Genomic DNA, 16,788 nt, shown 5'->3' on the forward strand with positions numbered 1-16,788 from the left:
ACATCTTAACAGCTCCTATCCTCATGTGATAGGGGGCTGTTCCTTAAATCATGAAACATGTCTAGAAAATTTTCATTCAGCTTTACGCTAAATTTGATTGTGTTCGTATGTCTTATTTGTTCTATTACGAATGCTAATGCTCAGGAAACCAGGGCGACTCGTTTAAGTGGATTGGAATCGCCGGAGGCTGGTGCTACACTCCACCTGATTTATAGTCCGCAGGGAGGACCGCTGGAAACTTATGATGATATTTACGCCATCGTGTACCTGTTTCAGGACTACGATTGGAAAATGCAATGTCTGCATCCGACTTTGAAAAATGGTGTTTTTAATATCGACTTTCAGATGCCGGAAAATTGTGGATTTGTGGCGCTTAAATTTTTGCATGTTGTGGAAGGAGGAGACCCGATAGCTGATAACAATAATGATCGAGGCTTTGTGACTACTGTTCTAAAAAACGGATCTGTTGTTGCCGGAGGTAATTTGGCATGGGGTATATTCCGTATGCCGGCTTTAGGAAAAGCTCCCTACGGTTATTTCAAGGAGTTCACCATTTCGAACGATGCGCTTGAGTTCTGGACAAAAAAAGAAGTGCAGGATCACAGCGAAGAACTGCCCAAATTTTTAGATATTTTCCTGGCTGTGGCCAAAGAATGTACCGGTGACAAATACCCAGCTATCGCAAATTCGATCATTGACCAGTTTTTATCAGAAACAGCAGAACCTTTGGAAGAAAACTATATGCAAATCAGAAACTGCTATCGTTTTGAATTGAAGGATACTGTAAGGGCTGACGCTATGGATCAGTTGATTGCTGAAAAATTCCCGAATGGACAGGACGCGCGCTTCAATGCTTATGCTGACGCGTACATGAACCCGGGAGCAGATCAACAGGCCAAGCTGGAAGACTTTCTTGCAAAATTTCCATTTGCTGATTGGAAAGTAGATTGGGGAGCAGGCCAGCAAGGCTATATGTACGATAAAGTATACCAAGCGTTGGCAACAGCCTATTTCGAGAGCGACGAAACCGATAAGCTTTTGGCGTTGTTGCCCGATATGAATTTCAGCACCATCATCGATACCTGGCACTGGACTGTGGATCGCAGTTACAAAATGAAGTTGAAATCGCTGCCTCAAATTTACCAGGCTTCTACAGCCATGCTTAATGAACTTGAAGCTAAATTGAATGACAATTCGTACGCACAGGCTTTCAGCGCAACACCCTGGGTATTGGAAAACCACACCCGCGATTTGCTTGACAAAAAGTTGGGACGTCAGATCGAGATTCTGAATGATTTAGAAAAGTACGAACTGGCTCCGGCTTATTTAGCCAAGATCTCTTCGGCCAACAAATATACCAACACGTCACTGAACGATGCCTATGTGCACGTGCTGCAACAAGTGGGAACCGAGGCCGAATTGAGCCACTTTTTAGAGAATACCGTTCGCGTGAATGCAGTGTCGCCGGAAATGGATGAAACGCTAAAGATGCTTTACTTGAAAAGAAACTCCAACGGAGACTACAATGCTTATATCGCGTCGCTGAAGGATACTAAAGCGCAAAAAGCCTTTGTGGAAGAGCTGAAGAATAGCCTAGTGAAAATTCCTTACGAAGCCTTTGAATTGAGCGGGCCGAACGGCATCCACGTGAACTCGAAAGATTTTAAGGATAAAATTGTAGTCATCGATTTTTGGGCGACCTGGTGTACACCTTGTAAAAAGGCGTTCCCAGGTATGCAATTGGCAGTTAACGAATATGCCAACGACAACCATGTTGATTTCTATTTCATGTCGACACTCGAAGTAACGCCTGATTTTAAAGAGAAATCAGAAGCCTACCTGAAAGAAAATGGCTTCAAGTTTCAACAGTTATTTGATGAACCCAATGATCGCAATGGTAAATTAAATAAGGTGTTCTTCACCTTTTCTACAATCTTTAATTCAAGCGGTATTCCGCGCAAAGTGATTTTGAAGGACGGCTATATTCGCTACACAGCCGAAGGCTACTTGGGAAGCCCCAGCAAACTTTACGATGAGTTGAAAACCGTGATTGATCTACTGAAAGCAGAAAATTAATTGGAGGCAACAGATATGCAGAAGAAATTAATTTACACAGGGCTTTTATCCCTTTTGGTCGGGTTTGGTTCGGTGCATGCACAGCGCCGGCCGATCAACGATGAGGCTTATAAAAACTGGACCATGCTCCGGGAGTCGAAGCTCTCGGAAGATGGTCGTTGGGTAGCTTATTCCTACAGGTACCTGGAAAGCAATGAAACGCCGGCCGAAGGCACGCCGGTTATCCTGTTAGATACCCAAACAGGCAAGGAAACCCGTTTACCCGGAGCAAGTCAGTTCCGTTTTTTCGACCATGGGAAGTGGGCACGTTACGATCGAACGGTCGATCAAAAATCGGTGACCGTCATGCGTAATCTGAAAACGGGAGACGAGCGGGAATGGAGCCGGCCTGAATATTTCCAGGATAGCTCAGCATCTTCAAAAATTGTCTATTCCTATGTTCCCGGGCGTGAGGGCTACAATGGACGTCGCTTGGTTCTTTATGATGTCGACAAACAGGATAGCCTATGGTATGAAAACCTGCAGAGCTATCAGTTATTTCGTGATAACACCGGTATCGTTTATTCAAAAGATATTGAAGACATAACTTGTCTGGTAGCGGAGCAAAGCTTGGGAGGAAAACCATCGATTCTGTTTAAAGCAGCAAAAGGAACGCTGAGCCAGTTCAGTTTCGATGCGGTAACACTGCAAGGTACATTTCTGATTAGCGATCAAAACTACCAGGCGCAGCAACTGTATGAATTTTCACTTTCGGGTGCCGAGCCGCGTTTGCGCATCAACTACAACAACGTTCCGGCCCCGATGGACGGTTACTCCATGGAGCGTTCGAACTACAACACGAACGGATCAGCCGTTATTTTTCCGTACCTGAAGAGTGATGTTCCTTTTCGTCCAAGTCCGCCGGTGGTAGATGAATCGGGCGTTGACATCTGGAAATGGGACGAAGGAACCATGGCGCGTCGCCAGCAGAAACTCAGAGGTGGCAACCAGCGACCAACCGCGCCTGATTTTGTCTACCTGATTGATGAAAATCGCTTTACGCAATTAACCCAAAATTCGGGAGAGCGCGTACTGAAACCCGAGACGGGCGATTGCTGCTATGTGTTTGTTACTGATTCAAATCCGTATGCGGTTGCGCAGGACTGGAACTTTGAAGATATCTATGATTTGTATTTAGTTGATTTGAAGACCGGCGAAAGGACGCTCTTGCGGAAAGAAACAACCGACTTGCCGATCTGGAGTCCGAACGGCAAAATGGCTGTCATTTTTAACAGACGCGCGAAAGTCTGGGAGAAAATAGATCTATCCGGCAAGGAGCCTGTTTTCGTCGACTTATGCGATCAATTAAGCGTTCCAGTATACAAAGAAGATAATGACGTGCCTTTGTCGATTCCTGCCTACGGAATTGCTGGTTGGATGGACGATGCCCAAACATTGGTCATTTACGATCGCTACGATTTATGGGCTTTGGATGTGAAGGCTGAAAAAGCGCCTCGTTCGCTCACAAACGGATTTGGCCGGAAAAATAAGATTCAACTGCGTTTCCCGAATAACTTTTCGGCTTGGATTAAGACAGACGGAATGGTTTTGCTTCGTAGTTTCAATGAAGAAACAATGTCGGAAGGTGTGTATCAACTGGTGAATGGGAAAGTGAGCCCGGTTCTGGAAGGTGAATACAAAGCACATATCGTTGAATCGGCTGATGATCAGTCGGTAGTGTTGTGGACCAAAGAAAGCTACGGACAAAGTCCTGACTTGTGGTGGACGAATTTGAAAAACGGGAAGACGACACGCATTTCGAGGGTAAACCCGCACCAGGATGAGCTGGCCTTTGGAAAAACGCAGGTGGTGAAGTGGGAGAGTGCCGATGGCGAGCATAACCAAGGCTTACTTTTCGTTCCGGATGATTACGACCCGTTGAAGTCGTATCCGACCATTGTCTACCTCTATGAGAATGCTACCGGCGAACGCTTCAATTTCTTGTATCCAACTTATTCCGAAAGCTCGCTCAACATCCCAACTTATACGAGTCAAGGCTATGTAATCTTTAAGCCCGACATGCACTTCAAGATTGGGCACACCGGAGAGAGCGCAGCTGATATTGTCATTAGTGGTGCGAAGACGTTGATTGAACGCGGCATTGCCGATCCGAAGCACATGGCCATTCACGGACATAGTTTTGGTGGTTACCAAACGGCTTTTATCACCACGCAAACAAACATGTTCACCTGCTCGGTACCTGCTTCGGTGGTTGCCAATCTTACTTCAAACTACACCGCACTGCGCAGCAACGGGCTGGCAACGATGTTTATGTACGAATCGGGCCAAATGCGTATGGGGGAGTCGATGTTTGACGATATGGATGATTACCTAAAGAATTCGACCATCTTCCAAGTGAAAAATATTGAAACGCCCATGTTGATTTTCCACTGCGACGACGATAGCACTGTTCCGTTTTACGAAGGGCTTGGTCTATTCCTGTCACTTCGCCGGTTGGGCAAACCGGCCTGGCTTATCAACTACAAAGGGCAAGCTCACGACCTTTATAAAATGGCTGCGCGCGTTGATTGGACGCATCGTTTGCAGTCGTTTTTTGACTACTATCTAAAAGAAGGCTCCCGTCCAGATTGGATGAATTAAGTCTCTATTTTCCCCTAATAATTATTCAGAAATGTTCCGGTGGTCTCTTTGAGGCCGCCGGAATTGAAAACTATTCTTTTATCCGGTCAGTTCACCTGATCCTGTAAAATTAGATTCCTGATTATGAGATTGAAATTAAGTATGATATTTTTCGTACTCCTTTGTGCGGCAGCTACTCAATGTTTTGCTCAGTTCAAAACTACCATCCCGCTTAACGAGCATGTTGTTGCCGGAGAGTTGGAGAATGGTATGCATTACTATACTTTACATAATGAAGCTGACCTCGTGAACGGGCCAGCTTCTATTTTGTTCAAAACGTAACTTCTATCCTCGAAGATGATTCGCAAAACGGTCTGGCTCATTTCCAGAAACATATGGCGTTCAACGGAACCCAGCATTTCAAAGGAAAGGGAATCATTAACATGTTGGAAAAGCACGGCGTGCAGTTTGGTGCCGATATCAATGCATACACAGCCCCGGATGAAACCGTATATAACCTGAGTAATGTGCCATCAAAGGATGAGCAACTTTTAGATTCGTGTTTGTATGTATTGCACGATTGGTCTTCTTTTGATACAAATTGAAGTCTTTTAATCGCACCATACTGGAATTGATTTTCTGGCATTTTGTTTGTCGATCCTTAGGTGCTTTTATTTTTCCTTTTCCAAAGCTTCCAAAATATCCAGTTTGATCACCTCCCAATATTTACCTTTTAAACAAATCGGGTCAAAATCAACATCTGCTTGTTCAAAGTTGGAAAAATTAGATCGGATTTCCTTTTCACTATGACCATACGGGTAGCGTTCCTCATGGAGTTTTAACATTTGATCTATGCTATAATCTTCCAGAAGCTCATGCAAATCCCAAAAGTTATTTTGGAGGCTGACCGACCGACTATTGATGCAGACGGTCAGGATATCAGCTTTGTAACTGTCCCGGTGGTTGACAAAAACGGGATTCCTTGTCCAACAGCAACGAATCAGCTTTTCTTTGAGGTGCAGGGAGCCGGAACATACCGTGCAGCCTGTAATGGCGATGCTACATCGCTGGAACTGTTTCACCTGCCAACGATGAGGCTGTTTAGCGGGAAGCTCGTGGTATTGGTACAAAGCACAGAACAAACAGGAGACATCACTCTTCTGGTGACAGGAAAAGGATTAAAAAGCGGAAAAGTTACAATCGAATCAAAATAAGTCGTCAACCCCCATTTTCCGAAAGGAATGCCAATTGTTATTAGGGTGTTGAAGATGAACTGCGCGACAACGGTATGCTAACGTTTGCGATATTCAGTAGGTGACATATTCATTACTTTTCGAAATTGACGAGAGAAATAGAATTGGTCTTCAAAACCAGCTTCTCTGGCTACATCAGCTATCGACAAATCATTATTGTCAAGCAACCGGCAAGAGCGCTGTATTTTAAGCTGGATAAAATAATCAATAGGGGAATGTCCGGTGCGAGTCAGAAACAATCGGGAATAATGGGATTTTGAAAGGCCTACAGCTTTGGCGAGCTTTTCAAGTTTGAATTTTTGGTTGATATTTTCAAGCATAAAATTGATGCTTTGGCTTACCGGATCGTGGGTGAATAGTTCATTAACCGATCGGTATTGCGGCAAATGAGTAAATGTGGCAATTAGCCGGGGAAGGCAAAGGTTGACATACTCAAGGATTTCAATACTAAATCCTCGCCTCAGGTTATGGAAGATTTCGTTAAAAAGGTTAAGTCGTTCATTTATTCTTGACGTGTTAGTGCGGATCACTGGCATTGGCTGAAGAACTGGCTGAGCCAGATGTCTGGCTTTTGGCCCAGAAAAGTGAATCCAGTATATGGACCAGGGATCTCTCTCGTTAGCTGAATACGTGTGTGGTATTCCTTCTGGAATAATAATGAAATGGTCTTTTAAAAGCGTTATTTGATTTTTTTCAGTCACAATTTCCCCAATTCCGTCCACATTATAAATCAAGATGGTTTGATTGATCCCTGTTTGACGTTTTCGAAAATGATGACGAGCCTGAGGATAATAGCCAATGTCTGTCACATACATGTCATTACAGATTAGAGATTGTCTGGTGAGTTCCAGTATACGATCTGGTATCACATAGCTTTGTTGTCCTGGAAAACCATCTTGCTTTTTCATTTCTATTATGTTTTTATTGTGAAGGAGATGATTTCTATTTTTTGGTCTTTTCTGTCTAAAACGATCTTAAATATAGTTGTTTAATCTGTTTAGTAACAGATCAGGTTATGGTATTTTTGAATTTAATAAATGATAATATCGTCCATGACATAATAATATCGTTCATTTCTGAGACGATGAAGTCAGCTTATTTTTGAATTGCTAAATTAATTTCCAATGAACCAATACAAATTTAATCAACCATTCATCATAGGAATTACAGTGGTTTCAGCTATGGGGGGACTGCTCTTCGGTTACGACTGGGTGGTTATTGGTGGAGCCAAACCTTTTTATGAACGGTTTTTCGATATTGCCAATTCACCACACTTGCAGGGATGGGCGATGAGCAGCGCATTGATTGGTTGTCTTTTTGGAGCCGTTTCTTCAGGTTATTTAGCCGAGCGCTTTGGCCGCAAAATCCCTTTGCTGGTTGCTGCAGCTTTGTTTACTCTTTCCGCTTTCGGAACCGGAATAGCAGATCAATTTACCTCTTTTGTTATTTTTCGTTTGATCGGAGGTTTGGGGATTGGTCTGGCTTCTGCCATTTCGCCTATGTACATTGCCGAAATTTCGCCGGCAGCTATTCGTGGTCGCCTGGTATCGGTTAACCAGCTGACTATCGTAATTGGTATTTTGGCAGCCCAGTCCGTTAACTACCTCATCGCCGACGCTATTGCTCCCGATGCCACTGATGTGGAAATCCTACAGTCTTGGAACGGGCAGATGGGGTGGCGCTGGATGTTCTGGGCAGAACTGGTCCCGGCATCCCTGTTTTTCATATTAGCTTTCCTGATTCCGGAAAGTCCCCGCTATTTGGTCAAGGAAGGAAAACTTGCCAAGGCGAAGTCGATTTTGAGCCGAATTGGGGGAGATGTATATGCCGATGTTGAAGAAAAAAATATCGAGAAAAACTTAGAAGATGCTTCTACCAAAGTAGATTCCAAAGAATTACTTTCACCGAAAATCAAACCGATTCTGGTGTTGGGAATTGTTCTTGCTGTTTTTCAGCAATGGTGTGGAATTAATGTCATCTTTAATTATGCAGAAGAAATTTTCACGGCGGCGGGCTATTCCGTTGGTGATATGCTTTTCAATATTATTATAACTGGCGCTGTTAATCTGATTTTCACCTTGTTGGCGATGAGAGTAGTTGATAGTTGGGGACGACGGAAACTGATGATCCTTGGTTCAAGTGGCCTGGCCGTAATCTATTTTATTTTAGGCGGGAGTTACATCCTTGAATTGCAGGGTTTTGTTGTACTAATTATGGTTTTGTTGGCTATCGCGACTTATGCGATGACTCTGGCTCCAGTTACCTGGGTGGTGCTTTCCGAGATCTTTCCGAATCGGTTGCGTGGAGCGGCCATGGCAGTTGCGACAACTGCGTTGTGGAGTGCCTGTTTTGTGCTCACCTATACCTTCCCGATTTTGAATGACCTGCTAGAAGCCGGTGGAACTTTCTGGCTGTATGCCCTCATTTGTCTGTCAGGATTCATGTTTATTCTAAAAAAATTGCCTGAAACTAAAGGCAAATCACTCGAAGAAATTGAATCTAACTTTTAAACTATTCGACTTTATGAAACGATCTATTCTGGTCTGGTTGTTCCTTTTATTGGTGCTGGCAGCTTGTTCCCAAAATTCAGAGGACTGTATCAACTTGTCTGGTGTGTGGGAGTTATGTCTTGATTCGACCAATGCAAAGCAAATTGATCAACTGAGTTTTGATCATTCAGTAAAACTTCCCGGCACGTTGGATGACGCCGGAATTGGAAAAACTCTGGATCTGAAGCCAAAACTAAAACGAGAGGTGATGCTCCACCTCTACCGCAAACACGAGTATATAGGGAAAGCCTGGTATAAGAAAACCATCACATTTGTGCAAAAGATCGAAAACACTGGAGTTTGGAGATATTCCCGTCAAGCCAATTATTCGGGTCGTGGATAATTTCTTTAAAAACAGGAATCTAGCGAACCTATTCGAAGCTAAAGTCGGTGAAGGTAAGTTGTTGTTCAGCTCCATGGACTTGAGTGAAAATCTTGATGTTCGTCTGGCAGCAAAACAACTGCGGTATAGTTTGGAGAAGTACATGGAGAGTGATGCTTTTAATCCCCAAAATACAATAACCTTAAAGCAATTGGAGGAGTTAAAAAGAGACTAATTATTTGAGACTAATGTGGAAGGTAGTTAAAGTGATATTTGTTAAATAAAATAATACCTAAAAAAATGAAATGTAATCGAATTGATGTTTCCATGGGAGGATGTTGGTCTGGAATTTCTAGATTTAACAGTGATGCTAGTAATAATGATTGGAGTGTTAAAATGGTCAAAAATTTATTGTTGATTATTATGCTTGTTACCATATCATTTACGGGAAGAGCTCAAGGTCGTCAGGTTCTTTCGCTTGATGGAGAGTGGGAATTTGCAATAGACTCCTTAAACAAAGGGGTGGAAGAAAACTGGCAAACCGGGATTTCAGATGAGTCGTTGAAAATCGTTACCGTGCCTCACACCTGGAACATTGAGGATGGAACCGAAGATTATGCGGGATGGGCATGGTATCAAAAAGAAATAGAAATTCCGCAGGACTGGAAAAATAAAAACATACGACTGAAATTCGGAGCAGTTTATCACGATGCCGTTATCTATATTAACGGAGAAAAGGCAGGGGAAAACTTGGATGCTGGCTACACCCCTTTTACAATTGATATTTCGGAGTTAGTTGTTTTAGGCAGTAAGAATACGATCGTTGTGGCCGTAAATAATGAGTTTTCGGAAACGAATTTCCCTTACAAGAGATCGTTTGATTGGGTGAACGATGGCGGAATAACCCGCTCGGTTTCTCTGGAAGTAACCGGAAAACCTTCGTTGAGATACGTTCATGTTACTCCAGAGCTAAATCTGCAGGATAGCACCGGTACAGCGAAAATAGCCTGTAAATTATGGGAGGACGGCATAAAACGGGTAAAATTGTCCTTTGTCTTTAAAAACAAGATATCCAATGAAATTATTCATTCGGAAGAGAAAGAGCTGAAAGTGAATAATGGCGTGTTTGTCAACTCAGTTGACGCAGGCAAGATTCAACCATGGCATTTTGATTCGCCTAATTTGTACGAACTGAAAACGTCTATTATCAGTAAAGACAAGATTACTGACTCTGAAACTTCAGTTTTTGGATTTAAGAAAGTTGAAATTAAGGGCGAGTCACTGTTACTGAATGGAGAAGTCGTACGTTTACCCGGAATCGAGTATATGCCAGGCAGCAGTCCTGTGTATGGGATTGCCGAACCCAAAAGCTATATGGATTCGATTGTTCGGACCATGAAGGATCTGAATATTTGTATTACGCGCTTCCATTGGCAGCAGGATGACTATATGTTGAGCCTGATGGATCAGTACGGAATCCTGGTCCAGGAAGAATTGCCCTGGTGGCAAAACCCTGCAGGTCTCACTCCCGAGTTAATGAATACAGCAAAAAAACAGTTAGGTGATATGATCGAAGCTCACTATAACCACCCAAGTGTTTTCTCATGGGGGATTAGCAATGAAGTTAATGGAGAAACTGATCGGGAAAAATATATACAACTTCGCGACTTTGTGAGAGGACTTGATTCATCGAGGTTTGTTACAATCGTCTCGAATCGGATTTGGCAGAAGAAAGAAAATGATGAAACCTTACTATGTGATATTCCAACCTGGAATGAGTACATCGGAACATGGCATGGAAAAGATCGTAATAAATTGCCCGGCAAGCTTGATACGGTAAAAATGGCTATCGGTGATCGGCCACTGCTGATTACTGAAAATGGATTATGCGAACCGGCTATCACTGGCGGGGACGCACGTAGAATTGATGATATGTTGTTCCATACCAAAGAATGGAGAAGCCAACCTTATATTATTGGATACATCTATTTCTGTTTGAGCGATTACCGGACACAAATGGGAGAAGAAGGATTTGGGAAATATAGGATTCGCAGGCATGGAATTACCGATGTTTTCCTGAATCCTAAACCATCATATTCGGTTTTGAAACAGATTGCTTCACCGATCGAGATCACGAAGGTAGAACGGGTTGATAATTCAACCGCAGCAATTGAAATTGCAATTAAAGATGATATACCGTCTTATGCTTTGAGGGGGTACAGCCTGGAATACAAAAGCATTGAGGGAGATTTATGTCAAATTGATCTGCCCGTATTGATGCCCGGAGATACTTTTTCAACAGATTTAGAAATGGTAAATGCTAGCTTCTCGTTTCGGATTTTGCGGCCTAATGGATTTTGTGTAATCGAATATTAAACCAAATAGAACAGGAAGCAACTACATTGCTTTAAAACTAAAGACGTAAATCAGCCATTATTCAACACAATTTTTTCAATACTACCGCTGCTATTATTAGTTAACAATGGCTAGGGGAGGAGGTTGTTTTTGGGAAAATTCGATAATTAACTAGAATCATAATCATATGGAAGCAAAAGCGTCGCTCGAAAAGTTGATTATTCCAACTTATGAGTTAGGGCAATCAGAAATTAACCCGGTCTTTTTTGAAAAAAGGGTTTACCAGGGCTCATCCGGGAAAGTGTACCCGGTGCCTTTTATTGACAAGGTATATGATCACAAAGTGGATAAAGAATACCAGGCCGCCATTCTGGAGAATGGGTTTGTGAAAATGGTCATGCTGCCGGAAATTGGGGGGCGTATTTTCGAAGCTCAGGATAAAGCCAATAACAACTACAACTTTTTCTACCAGCAAAAGGTGATCAAGCCGGCTTTGGTTGGTTTGGCAGGGCCATGGATCAGTGGGGGAGTCGAATTTAACTGGCCGCAGCACCACCGTCCGGGAACTTACTTGCCTACCGATGTTTACATCGAAGAGGAGGCCGATGGCGCCAAAACAATCTGGATGTCGGAATACGACCCGATGTACCGTTTGAAAGGGATGCATGGTATTCGAATTCGTCCGAATAGTGCTTTGATTGAATTGCGTGGGCGCTTGTTTAACCGCACACCTTTGACCCAAACGTTTCTGTGGTGGGCCAATGTAGCGGTGGAGGTGCATGGCGATTATCAAAGTTTCTTTCCGCCTGATGTGCATTACGTGGCCGATCACGCCGTTCGTGCTCAAAGCAGTTTTCCGTATGCCGAAAACGATTACTACGGCATTCCTTATCACAAAAGATCTGGAAGAAATGATTTGCGTAATTACAACAATATCCCGGTGCCAACCAGCTACATGGTTTGCGATACCAAATACGATTTCTTTGGTGGCTATGATTTTAAAGAAGATGGCGGATTCATTCATGTTGCTAACCGCCATATTGCTCCAGGGAAAAAGCAATGGACCTGGGGAAATGAAGCCTTCGGGCGTGCATGGGACCGTGAGTTAACCGATGAAGGTGGTCCTTATTTCGAGTTGATGGCCGGTGTTTATACCGATAACCAGCCCGACTTTACCTATTTGCTTCCTTACGAAACCAAAACTTTCTCACAATTCTGGTGGAGTTATAAAAATCTGGGGCCGGTTCAAAATGCGAACAAAGATTTGGCCATTCGTTTCGAAATTCAGCAAGGCAATAAACTGGATCTGGGAGTTGCCGGTAGCCGGAAGTTTGAGAACCTGCAGATTCTGGTGCTGATCGGAAACGATAAAAAGCTGTTTGATAAGCAAACCGTAACACCGGAGAAACCATGGAAAGACAATTCGATCCAAATTGAAGCCGGACAGGAGAATTCCATTTCCTTGATCGTGTTGGATGAGCAAGGAAAAGAATTAATTGCTTATCATCACCGCGAAGTGAGCAAAGAGCGGAACCGCAAGTTGGCATTCGAACCGAAACAACCCCAAGCGGTTGAAAGTGCCAACGAACTGGAATTGATTGGTGAACACCTGGAACTGTATCGCCACCCGACCCGCTATCCGGAACCTTACTGGAGAGAAGCGATCAAAAAAGATCCGAAGAGTTACAAGTCGTACATTGCCTTGGGACGTGTTGAATTGAAGAATGGCAAGTTTGCCGAGGCCGAGAAAAACTTCCGTACTGGCATTGAGATCATGACCACTTATCACCCCAACCCGGCATCGGGCGAGGCGCATTATTTCTGTGGCTTAGCCTGTTCGTTCCAAGGTCGGAAAGATGAAGCCTATGCTTTATTCTACAAATCAACCTGGAACTTCGAATGGCGCGCATCTGCCTATTACCAATTGGCTGCGATCGATTGCCTGAAAGCTGATTACGAAACAGCCTTGGAGCATTTGGAAGCATCGCTGGATACCAACCGTCAGAATAACAAAGCCGCGATTCTGAAGGCTGTTGTGTTGAAACGCCAGGGTAAGAAGGAAGCAGCGCAAAGCGTGTTGGCAGATTTGTTCAAAATGGATGCGCTGGATCAATGGGCTAAATTTGAAATGGCGAATTTGTCAGGTGATTATGCTGACTTTATTCAATCGTCACGCAATGATGCACAAACGATCCTGGACATTGCCTTTGATTATGCTGAAGCCGGATTTTACGATGAAGCGATTGCCGTTATCGAATTGCATCACAAAAATGAAATTCCGGAATGCGCTGTGCCAAACCCAATGGCAAAATCGATTATGACCGGGTTTACTTTAGCCTGGTTGTATGAAATGAATGGCGATCAGACAAAAGCTGCTGAACTCCTGCAGTTGGCGAAAACAGCATCTTGTGATTATGTGTTCCCATCCCGTATCTACGAACAATTGGTGTTGGAGTGGGCTTTGCAAATCGACCCAAAGAATACAGTTGCAGCTTTCGGGTTGGGTAACTATTACTTCAACCTGAAACGCCACAAAGATGCCATTCGCGTTTGGGAAATGGCAGTGGCTGCTAGCAGTAACTACGGAACGTTATACCGCAACCTGGGAATCGCTTATTGGAATACGTTTGAGGACGGAGACAAAGCCAGGCAAGCTTTTCTAAAGGCTGTTGAGCTGGCTCCGAACGATATGCGTGTTCGCTACGAATTCGACCAGCTACGAAAAAAATTAAACGATGATCCGAAGGAAAGATTGGGAAGTTTGCTGCCAATCCTGGATCAGATTACAACTCGCGATGATTTTTCGGTTGAATTGGCTGCCCTTTACAATTTTAACGGTGAATACGAAAAAGCCTTACACTTGTTGGAAAACCGGAACTTTCACCCATGGGAAGGCGGCGAAGGACAGGTGCTGCGACAATTTACCTACGCGTGCTTGAAATTGGGCCAATTGGCACTACAAGCAGGCAATGCAGAAGCAGCTTTGGCCTTTTTTGAAAAATCAATGAACACACCGGATAACCTGGGGGAAAAATACCATCCATTGCAGGCCGTTGCTCATATTAACTACTGGAAGGGAATGGCCTTGAAAGCTTTGGGCAAAACAGAAGAAGCCAATGCTCATTTTACTGCTAGCACCAACGAGGAGGGCGACTTTATTGATATGGCCGTCAGTGCTTATTCGGAATTGTCATACTACAAAGCACTTTCGTTAAAAGAACTGGGCAAGACAGACGAAGCCAACGGTTTACTGGCAAGCATTAAAGAATTTGCAGAAGCAAAATTAAAGGAGAAAGTACAGATTGATTATTTCGCAACCTCTTTGCCGTTGTTGCTGGTATTTGAGGATAATATTCAGAAACGAAATACAATCGATGCTAAGTTTTTGATTGCACTGGCTGAGGTAGGTCTCGGTAACAACGATGAGGCCCGACGGCTGACTGAAGAGATACTCGGGTTAAATTCAATGCACGTTGGAGCTCATGATCATTTATCGAGGGCCGAATTATCAAACGCATTAAGAAAATGACAAGATGAAACGGAGTACGTGATCGCTTTTAGGAAGAGGTAGAATGCGGTAAACCTGCCAACGAGCTTTATCCACCAAGGTAGGGAAATGGAGGGTTGGTTCAGATACGGTTCGTGATCTTGGTAGTTCCTTATGAAATGAATGGACCAAATATTCAGGTGGTTTGCAATGAGGATTCAAAACAATCGCTTCTTAGTCTCCGCATATTGGAAAATAGCGAAGTAAGAGACATTAAATTTTGAGGATATTAGCCATCGAAAATAGTGACTTTGATATCTCTTTCTCGGTAAAAATTAACTTGCTATTGATGAGTTAGTTGTAATGTGTGGACTGTGAGATGAATTGGTTTTTTAGCAGTCTTGTAACCTTGTAACAGACAGTTTATACCAAGACTACATTCTCAATTACGATGAGATTCTGCCAAATCTTTCTTCAATGAGATTTTTATACTCTTTCTTAAAATTGTTTGTTAAAAAGCTGCTTTCGACCAAATCCATCCATTTAGCTTTACTTTTCCCCATTTTTTTGAAGATATTTTCCTGCTGCTTCTCATCAAGGCGAAGAGTTGTAAATGCTGTTTTAAAATCATTTTTTTTGATTCTTTTCTTTTTTCCATTCAGGGTCAAAGCCAGATCCTCGTCATCTGCGACATTGACCAACGCTGTTGCCAGAAGGTCATAAGCAGGAGCAAGTACAGTGCCTGCTCCCGGATGATGGATCAGTGAAAAGTTCTTTAGGTGCATATCGGCATTTCCGGTTAAGAAAGAGAACAGGACCAGTTCACAAAAGTTAACGACATCCAGACCGGGATGGGATGAGTATTTCATGATCGCTTTACCGATTTGTTCATAGCTACCGTTGTATTTTTCTTCGGTCAGCCGTTCGGTTAACTGGCACATATCTTCCATATGAAGCTTGCTTTTTTTTATCCGGTCGATCCGTTTGGTAATATAAGCCAGGTTCCCTGAATGCATGCGTATCAAACAGTGTGGGACTACATTGATTTTAGCCAGGCTTGCCAGGTGCATGGTCAGGTCTTCCACTTCCGGCAGTTGGGGATAGTTGGGGCTTGGAGGTTTCAATATGTAACCGCCCCATAGCCCAACAATGGTAAACCGTTTGGGTACGTCCCGGTGGCCTCCGGGAGCCAGGTGAAGCGAAAGCTTGGCCTGTACCCCGGTTACAGTGGTCTGGCTTTCCAAAACTTGTGCCGCCAGCTTTTCCAGTTCATTTTCCTGATAGGGCAAAACCGGGGGAACGGTCTGTCCAAACATCTTTTTGCTGCACGCTGCATGGAAATCCTGTTCATCTTTGGCCAATGGCTTATAACAATAAAGACAGTTCATGTTTTTACGCATTTTCTTCGTTTGCAGGGATAACACTCACAGCCCCGATACAATCTTTGCAACAGGCCATCAAAAGCCCCATCCGGTCTCGGGGGTTCAACTTCCAGTTTCTTTCGGCAATGTCCAGCAACCATCCTTCAGGGATCAGGCCATCAAAAAAGGGGAACATGATCCTGGAAGTAAATTCGGCCTCCTGTAAAGGTAAAGTAAGGCTTATGGCTTGAGGGGAATCAGAATTTAGGTAATTTTTGTTATATTGAAAATGGTAGCCCTCCTCGTCCTGTACGAGCCAGCCAGCCGTCCGGTCGTGCATCTTTATTTCAGCTTTCCTTCTTGCCATCATTCATCCTTTCTAATTTCAACCGGGCCAACTTCATAACCAAACAATTTAAGTACTTGATTCACTTTGTCCAGGCGCAGGGTTTCTTTTCCTTGTTCCAGCTCGCGGATAAACCGTAAACCTACCCCTGCCTTTTCCGCCAGTTCGGGTTGGGTCAGCCTGACGGTCCCTCGCTTCTCCTTTATAAAATCATTTAACTTCATAACTTATACCTTAACGGGTATAAATTTAATAAATTATTTTGAAATTATACCAGATCGGGTATAGAATATTTTATCTGAATTTGATTATACCCCATCGGGTATAGTATTTATTTACACTAACCTGTTTATACCCTAATAGGTATAAGGTTTGGAGTAGAAATATGCGCCTTACTATGGTTGACAACCCGGATGTTCA

Annotated in this window: 14 protein-coding genes; 9 read left to right on the forward strand and 5 right to left on the reverse strand. The window is 43.4% G+C overall.

Going from position 1 to position 16,788, the window contains the following annotated elements; all coding sequences use genetic code 11:
• The first annotated feature begins 57 nt into the window (after positions 1-57).
• From GR929_RS00405 to GR929_RS00415, 3 genes are all read left to right on the forward strand, one after another.
• Positions 58-2,076 carry a TlpA family protein disulfide reductase gene (locus tag GR929_RS00405; protein ID WP_159516939.1) on the forward strand — a complete coding sequence of 673 codons (2,019 nt, stop codon included), beginning with the start codon at positions 58-60 and terminating at the stop codon, positions 2,074-2,076.
• A 15-nt stretch (positions 2,077-2,091) separates the two neighbouring features.
• The gene (locus GR929_RS00410; protein ID WP_159516940.1) at positions 2,092-4,716 is read left to right on the forward strand and encodes an alpha/beta hydrolase family protein; all 2,625 of its coding nucleotides are present in this window, start codon (positions 2,092-2,094) and stop codon (positions 4,714-4,716) included.
• Between the two features lie 326 nt (positions 4,717-5,042).
• Positions 5,043-5,300, forward strand: a complete 258-nt coding sequence (locus GR929_RS00415; RefSeq protein WP_159517489.1) for an insulinase family protein — start codon at positions 5,043-5,045, stop codon at positions 5,298-5,300.
• A gap of 66 nt (positions 5,301-5,366) precedes the next feature.
• On the opposite strand, the gene GR929_RS00420 is transcribed toward GR929_RS00415, so the two are convergent.
• Positions 5,367-5,540: a hypothetical protein gene (locus GR929_RS00420; protein WP_159516941.1), complete on the reverse strand. Its 174-nt coding sequence runs from the start codon at positions 5,538-5,540 to the stop codon at positions 5,367-5,369.
• Between the two features lie 30 nt (positions 5,541-5,570).
• Here GR929_RS00420 and GR929_RS00425 point away from each other — a divergent pair, with 30 nt between their 5' ends.
• Positions 5,571-5,909, forward strand: a complete 339-nt coding sequence (locus tag GR929_RS00425; RefSeq protein WP_159516942.1) for a hypothetical protein — start codon at positions 5,571-5,573, stop codon at positions 5,907-5,909.
• A gap of 77 nt (positions 5,910-5,986) precedes the next feature.
• Here the strand turns inward: GR929_RS00425 and GR929_RS00430 are convergent, their stop codons facing one another.
• Positions 5,987-6,856 (reverse strand): AraC family transcriptional regulator, encoded by an 870-nt coding sequence (locus GR929_RS00430; RefSeq protein ID WP_159516943.1) that lies wholly within the window; start codon positions 6,854-6,856, stop codon positions 5,987-5,989.
• Between the two features lie 216 nt (positions 6,857-7,072).
• Between GR929_RS00430 and GR929_RS00435 the strand changes: the two genes are divergently transcribed.
• The 5 genes from GR929_RS00435 (at position 7,073) to GR929_RS00455 (ending at position 14,703) form a co-directional block, all read left to right on the forward strand.
• Positions 7,073-8,458 carry a sugar porter family MFS transporter gene (locus tag GR929_RS00435; protein ID WP_159516944.1) on the forward strand — a complete coding sequence of 462 codons (1,386 nt, stop codon included), beginning with the start codon at positions 7,073-7,075 and terminating at the stop codon, positions 8,456-8,458.
• A gap of 13 nt (positions 8,459-8,471) precedes the next feature.
• Positions 8,472-8,840: a hypothetical protein gene (locus GR929_RS00440; protein ID WP_159516945.1), complete on the forward strand. Its 369-nt coding sequence runs from the start codon at positions 8,472-8,474 to the stop codon at positions 8,838-8,840.
• Positions 8,833-9,054 (forward strand): hypothetical protein, encoded by a 222-nt coding sequence (locus GR929_RS00445; protein WP_159516946.1) that lies wholly within the window; start codon positions 8,833-8,835, stop codon positions 9,052-9,054. The genes GR929_RS00440 and GR929_RS00445 overlap by 8 nt, the downstream gene beginning before the upstream one ends.
• A gap of 65 nt (positions 9,055-9,119) precedes the next feature.
• Entirely contained in the window at positions 9,120-11,195 is a 2,076-nt protein-coding gene (locus tag GR929_RS00450; protein WP_159516947.1) for a glycoside hydrolase family 2 protein, read from the forward strand.
• 166 nt (positions 11,196-11,361) lie between these two features.
• Positions 11,362-14,703, forward strand: coding sequence for a tetratricopeptide repeat protein (locus GR929_RS00455; protein WP_159516948.1), 3,342 nt, complete (start codon positions 11,362-11,364; stop codon positions 14,701-14,703).
• Positions 14,704-15,107: 404 nt separating this feature from the next.
• Here GR929_RS00455 and GR929_RS00460 read toward each other — a convergent pair whose 3' ends face one another.
• The 3 genes from GR929_RS00460 to GR929_RS00470 are packed head-to-tail and all read right to left on the reverse strand — an operon-like array spanning position 15,108 to position 16,592.
• Entirely contained in the window at positions 15,108-16,049 is a 942-nt protein-coding gene (locus GR929_RS00460) for a HipA domain-containing protein (RefSeq protein WP_159516949.1), read from the reverse strand.
• 4 nt (positions 16,050-16,053) lie between these two features.
• Positions 16,054-16,392 carry a HipA N-terminal domain-containing protein gene (locus tag GR929_RS00465; protein WP_235933997.1) on the reverse strand — a complete coding sequence of 113 codons (339 nt, stop codon included), beginning with the start codon at positions 16,390-16,392 and terminating at the stop codon, positions 16,054-16,056.
• Positions 16,389-16,592, reverse strand: coding sequence for a helix-turn-helix transcriptional regulator (locus GR929_RS00470; RefSeq protein WP_159516950.1), 204 nt, complete (start codon positions 16,590-16,592; stop codon positions 16,389-16,391). Before GR929_RS00470 ends, GR929_RS00465 begins: the two co-directional genes overlap by 4 nt.
• Positions 16,593-16,788 lie beyond the last annotated feature (196 nt).

Source organism: Sunxiuqinia indica, from assembly GCF_009847015.1.
Classification (GTDB): Bacteria; Bacteroidota; Bacteroidia; order Bacteroidales; family Prolixibacteraceae; genus Sunxiuqinia; species Sunxiuqinia indica.

Excerpts from the sequence above, each read along its gene's own strand:
- GR929_RS00405 (WP_159516939.1), top strand. The coding sequence starts at position 58 with ATGTCTAGAAAATTTTCATTCAGCTTTACGCTAAATTTGATTGTGTTC.
- GR929_RS00410 (WP_159516940.1), top strand. The coding sequence starts at position 2,092 with ATGCAGAAGAAATTAATTTACACAGGGCTTTTATCCCTTTTGGTCGGG.
- GR929_RS00420 (WP_159516941.1), bottom strand. The coding sequence starts at position 5,540 with ATGTTAAAACTCCATGAGGAACGCTACCCGTATGGTCATAGTGAAAAG.
- GR929_RS00425 (WP_159516942.1), top strand. The coding sequence starts at position 5,571 with ATGCAAATCCCAAAAGTTATTTTGGAGGCTGACCGACCGACTATTGAT.
- GR929_RS00430 (WP_159516943.1), bottom strand. The coding sequence starts at position 6,856 with ATGAAAAAGCAAGATGGTTTTCCAGGACAACAAAGCTATGTGATACCA.
- GR929_RS00435 (WP_159516944.1), top strand. The coding sequence starts at position 7,073 with ATGAACCAATACAAATTTAATCAACCATTCATCATAGGAATTACAGTG.
- GR929_RS00440 (WP_159516945.1), top strand. The coding sequence starts at position 8,472 with ATGAAACGATCTATTCTGGTCTGGTTGTTCCTTTTATTGGTGCTGGCA.
- GR929_RS00450 (WP_159516947.1), top strand. The coding sequence starts at position 9,120 with ATGAAATGTAATCGAATTGATGTTTCCATGGGAGGATGTTGGTCTGGA.
- GR929_RS00455 (WP_159516948.1), top strand. The coding sequence starts at position 11,362 with ATGGAAGCAAAAGCGTCGCTCGAAAAGTTGATTATTCCAACTTATGAG.
- GR929_RS00460 (WP_159516949.1), bottom strand. The coding sequence starts at position 16,049 with ATGAACTGTCTTTATTGTTATAAGCCATTGGCCAAAGATGAACAGGAT.
- GR929_RS00465 (WP_235933997.1), bottom strand. The coding sequence starts at position 16,392 with ATGATGGCAAGAAGGAAAGCTGAAATAAAGATGCACGACCGGACGGCT.
- GR929_RS00470 (WP_159516950.1), bottom strand. The coding sequence starts at position 16,592 with ATGAAGTTAAATGATTTTATAAAGGAGAAGCGAGGGACCGTCAGGCTG.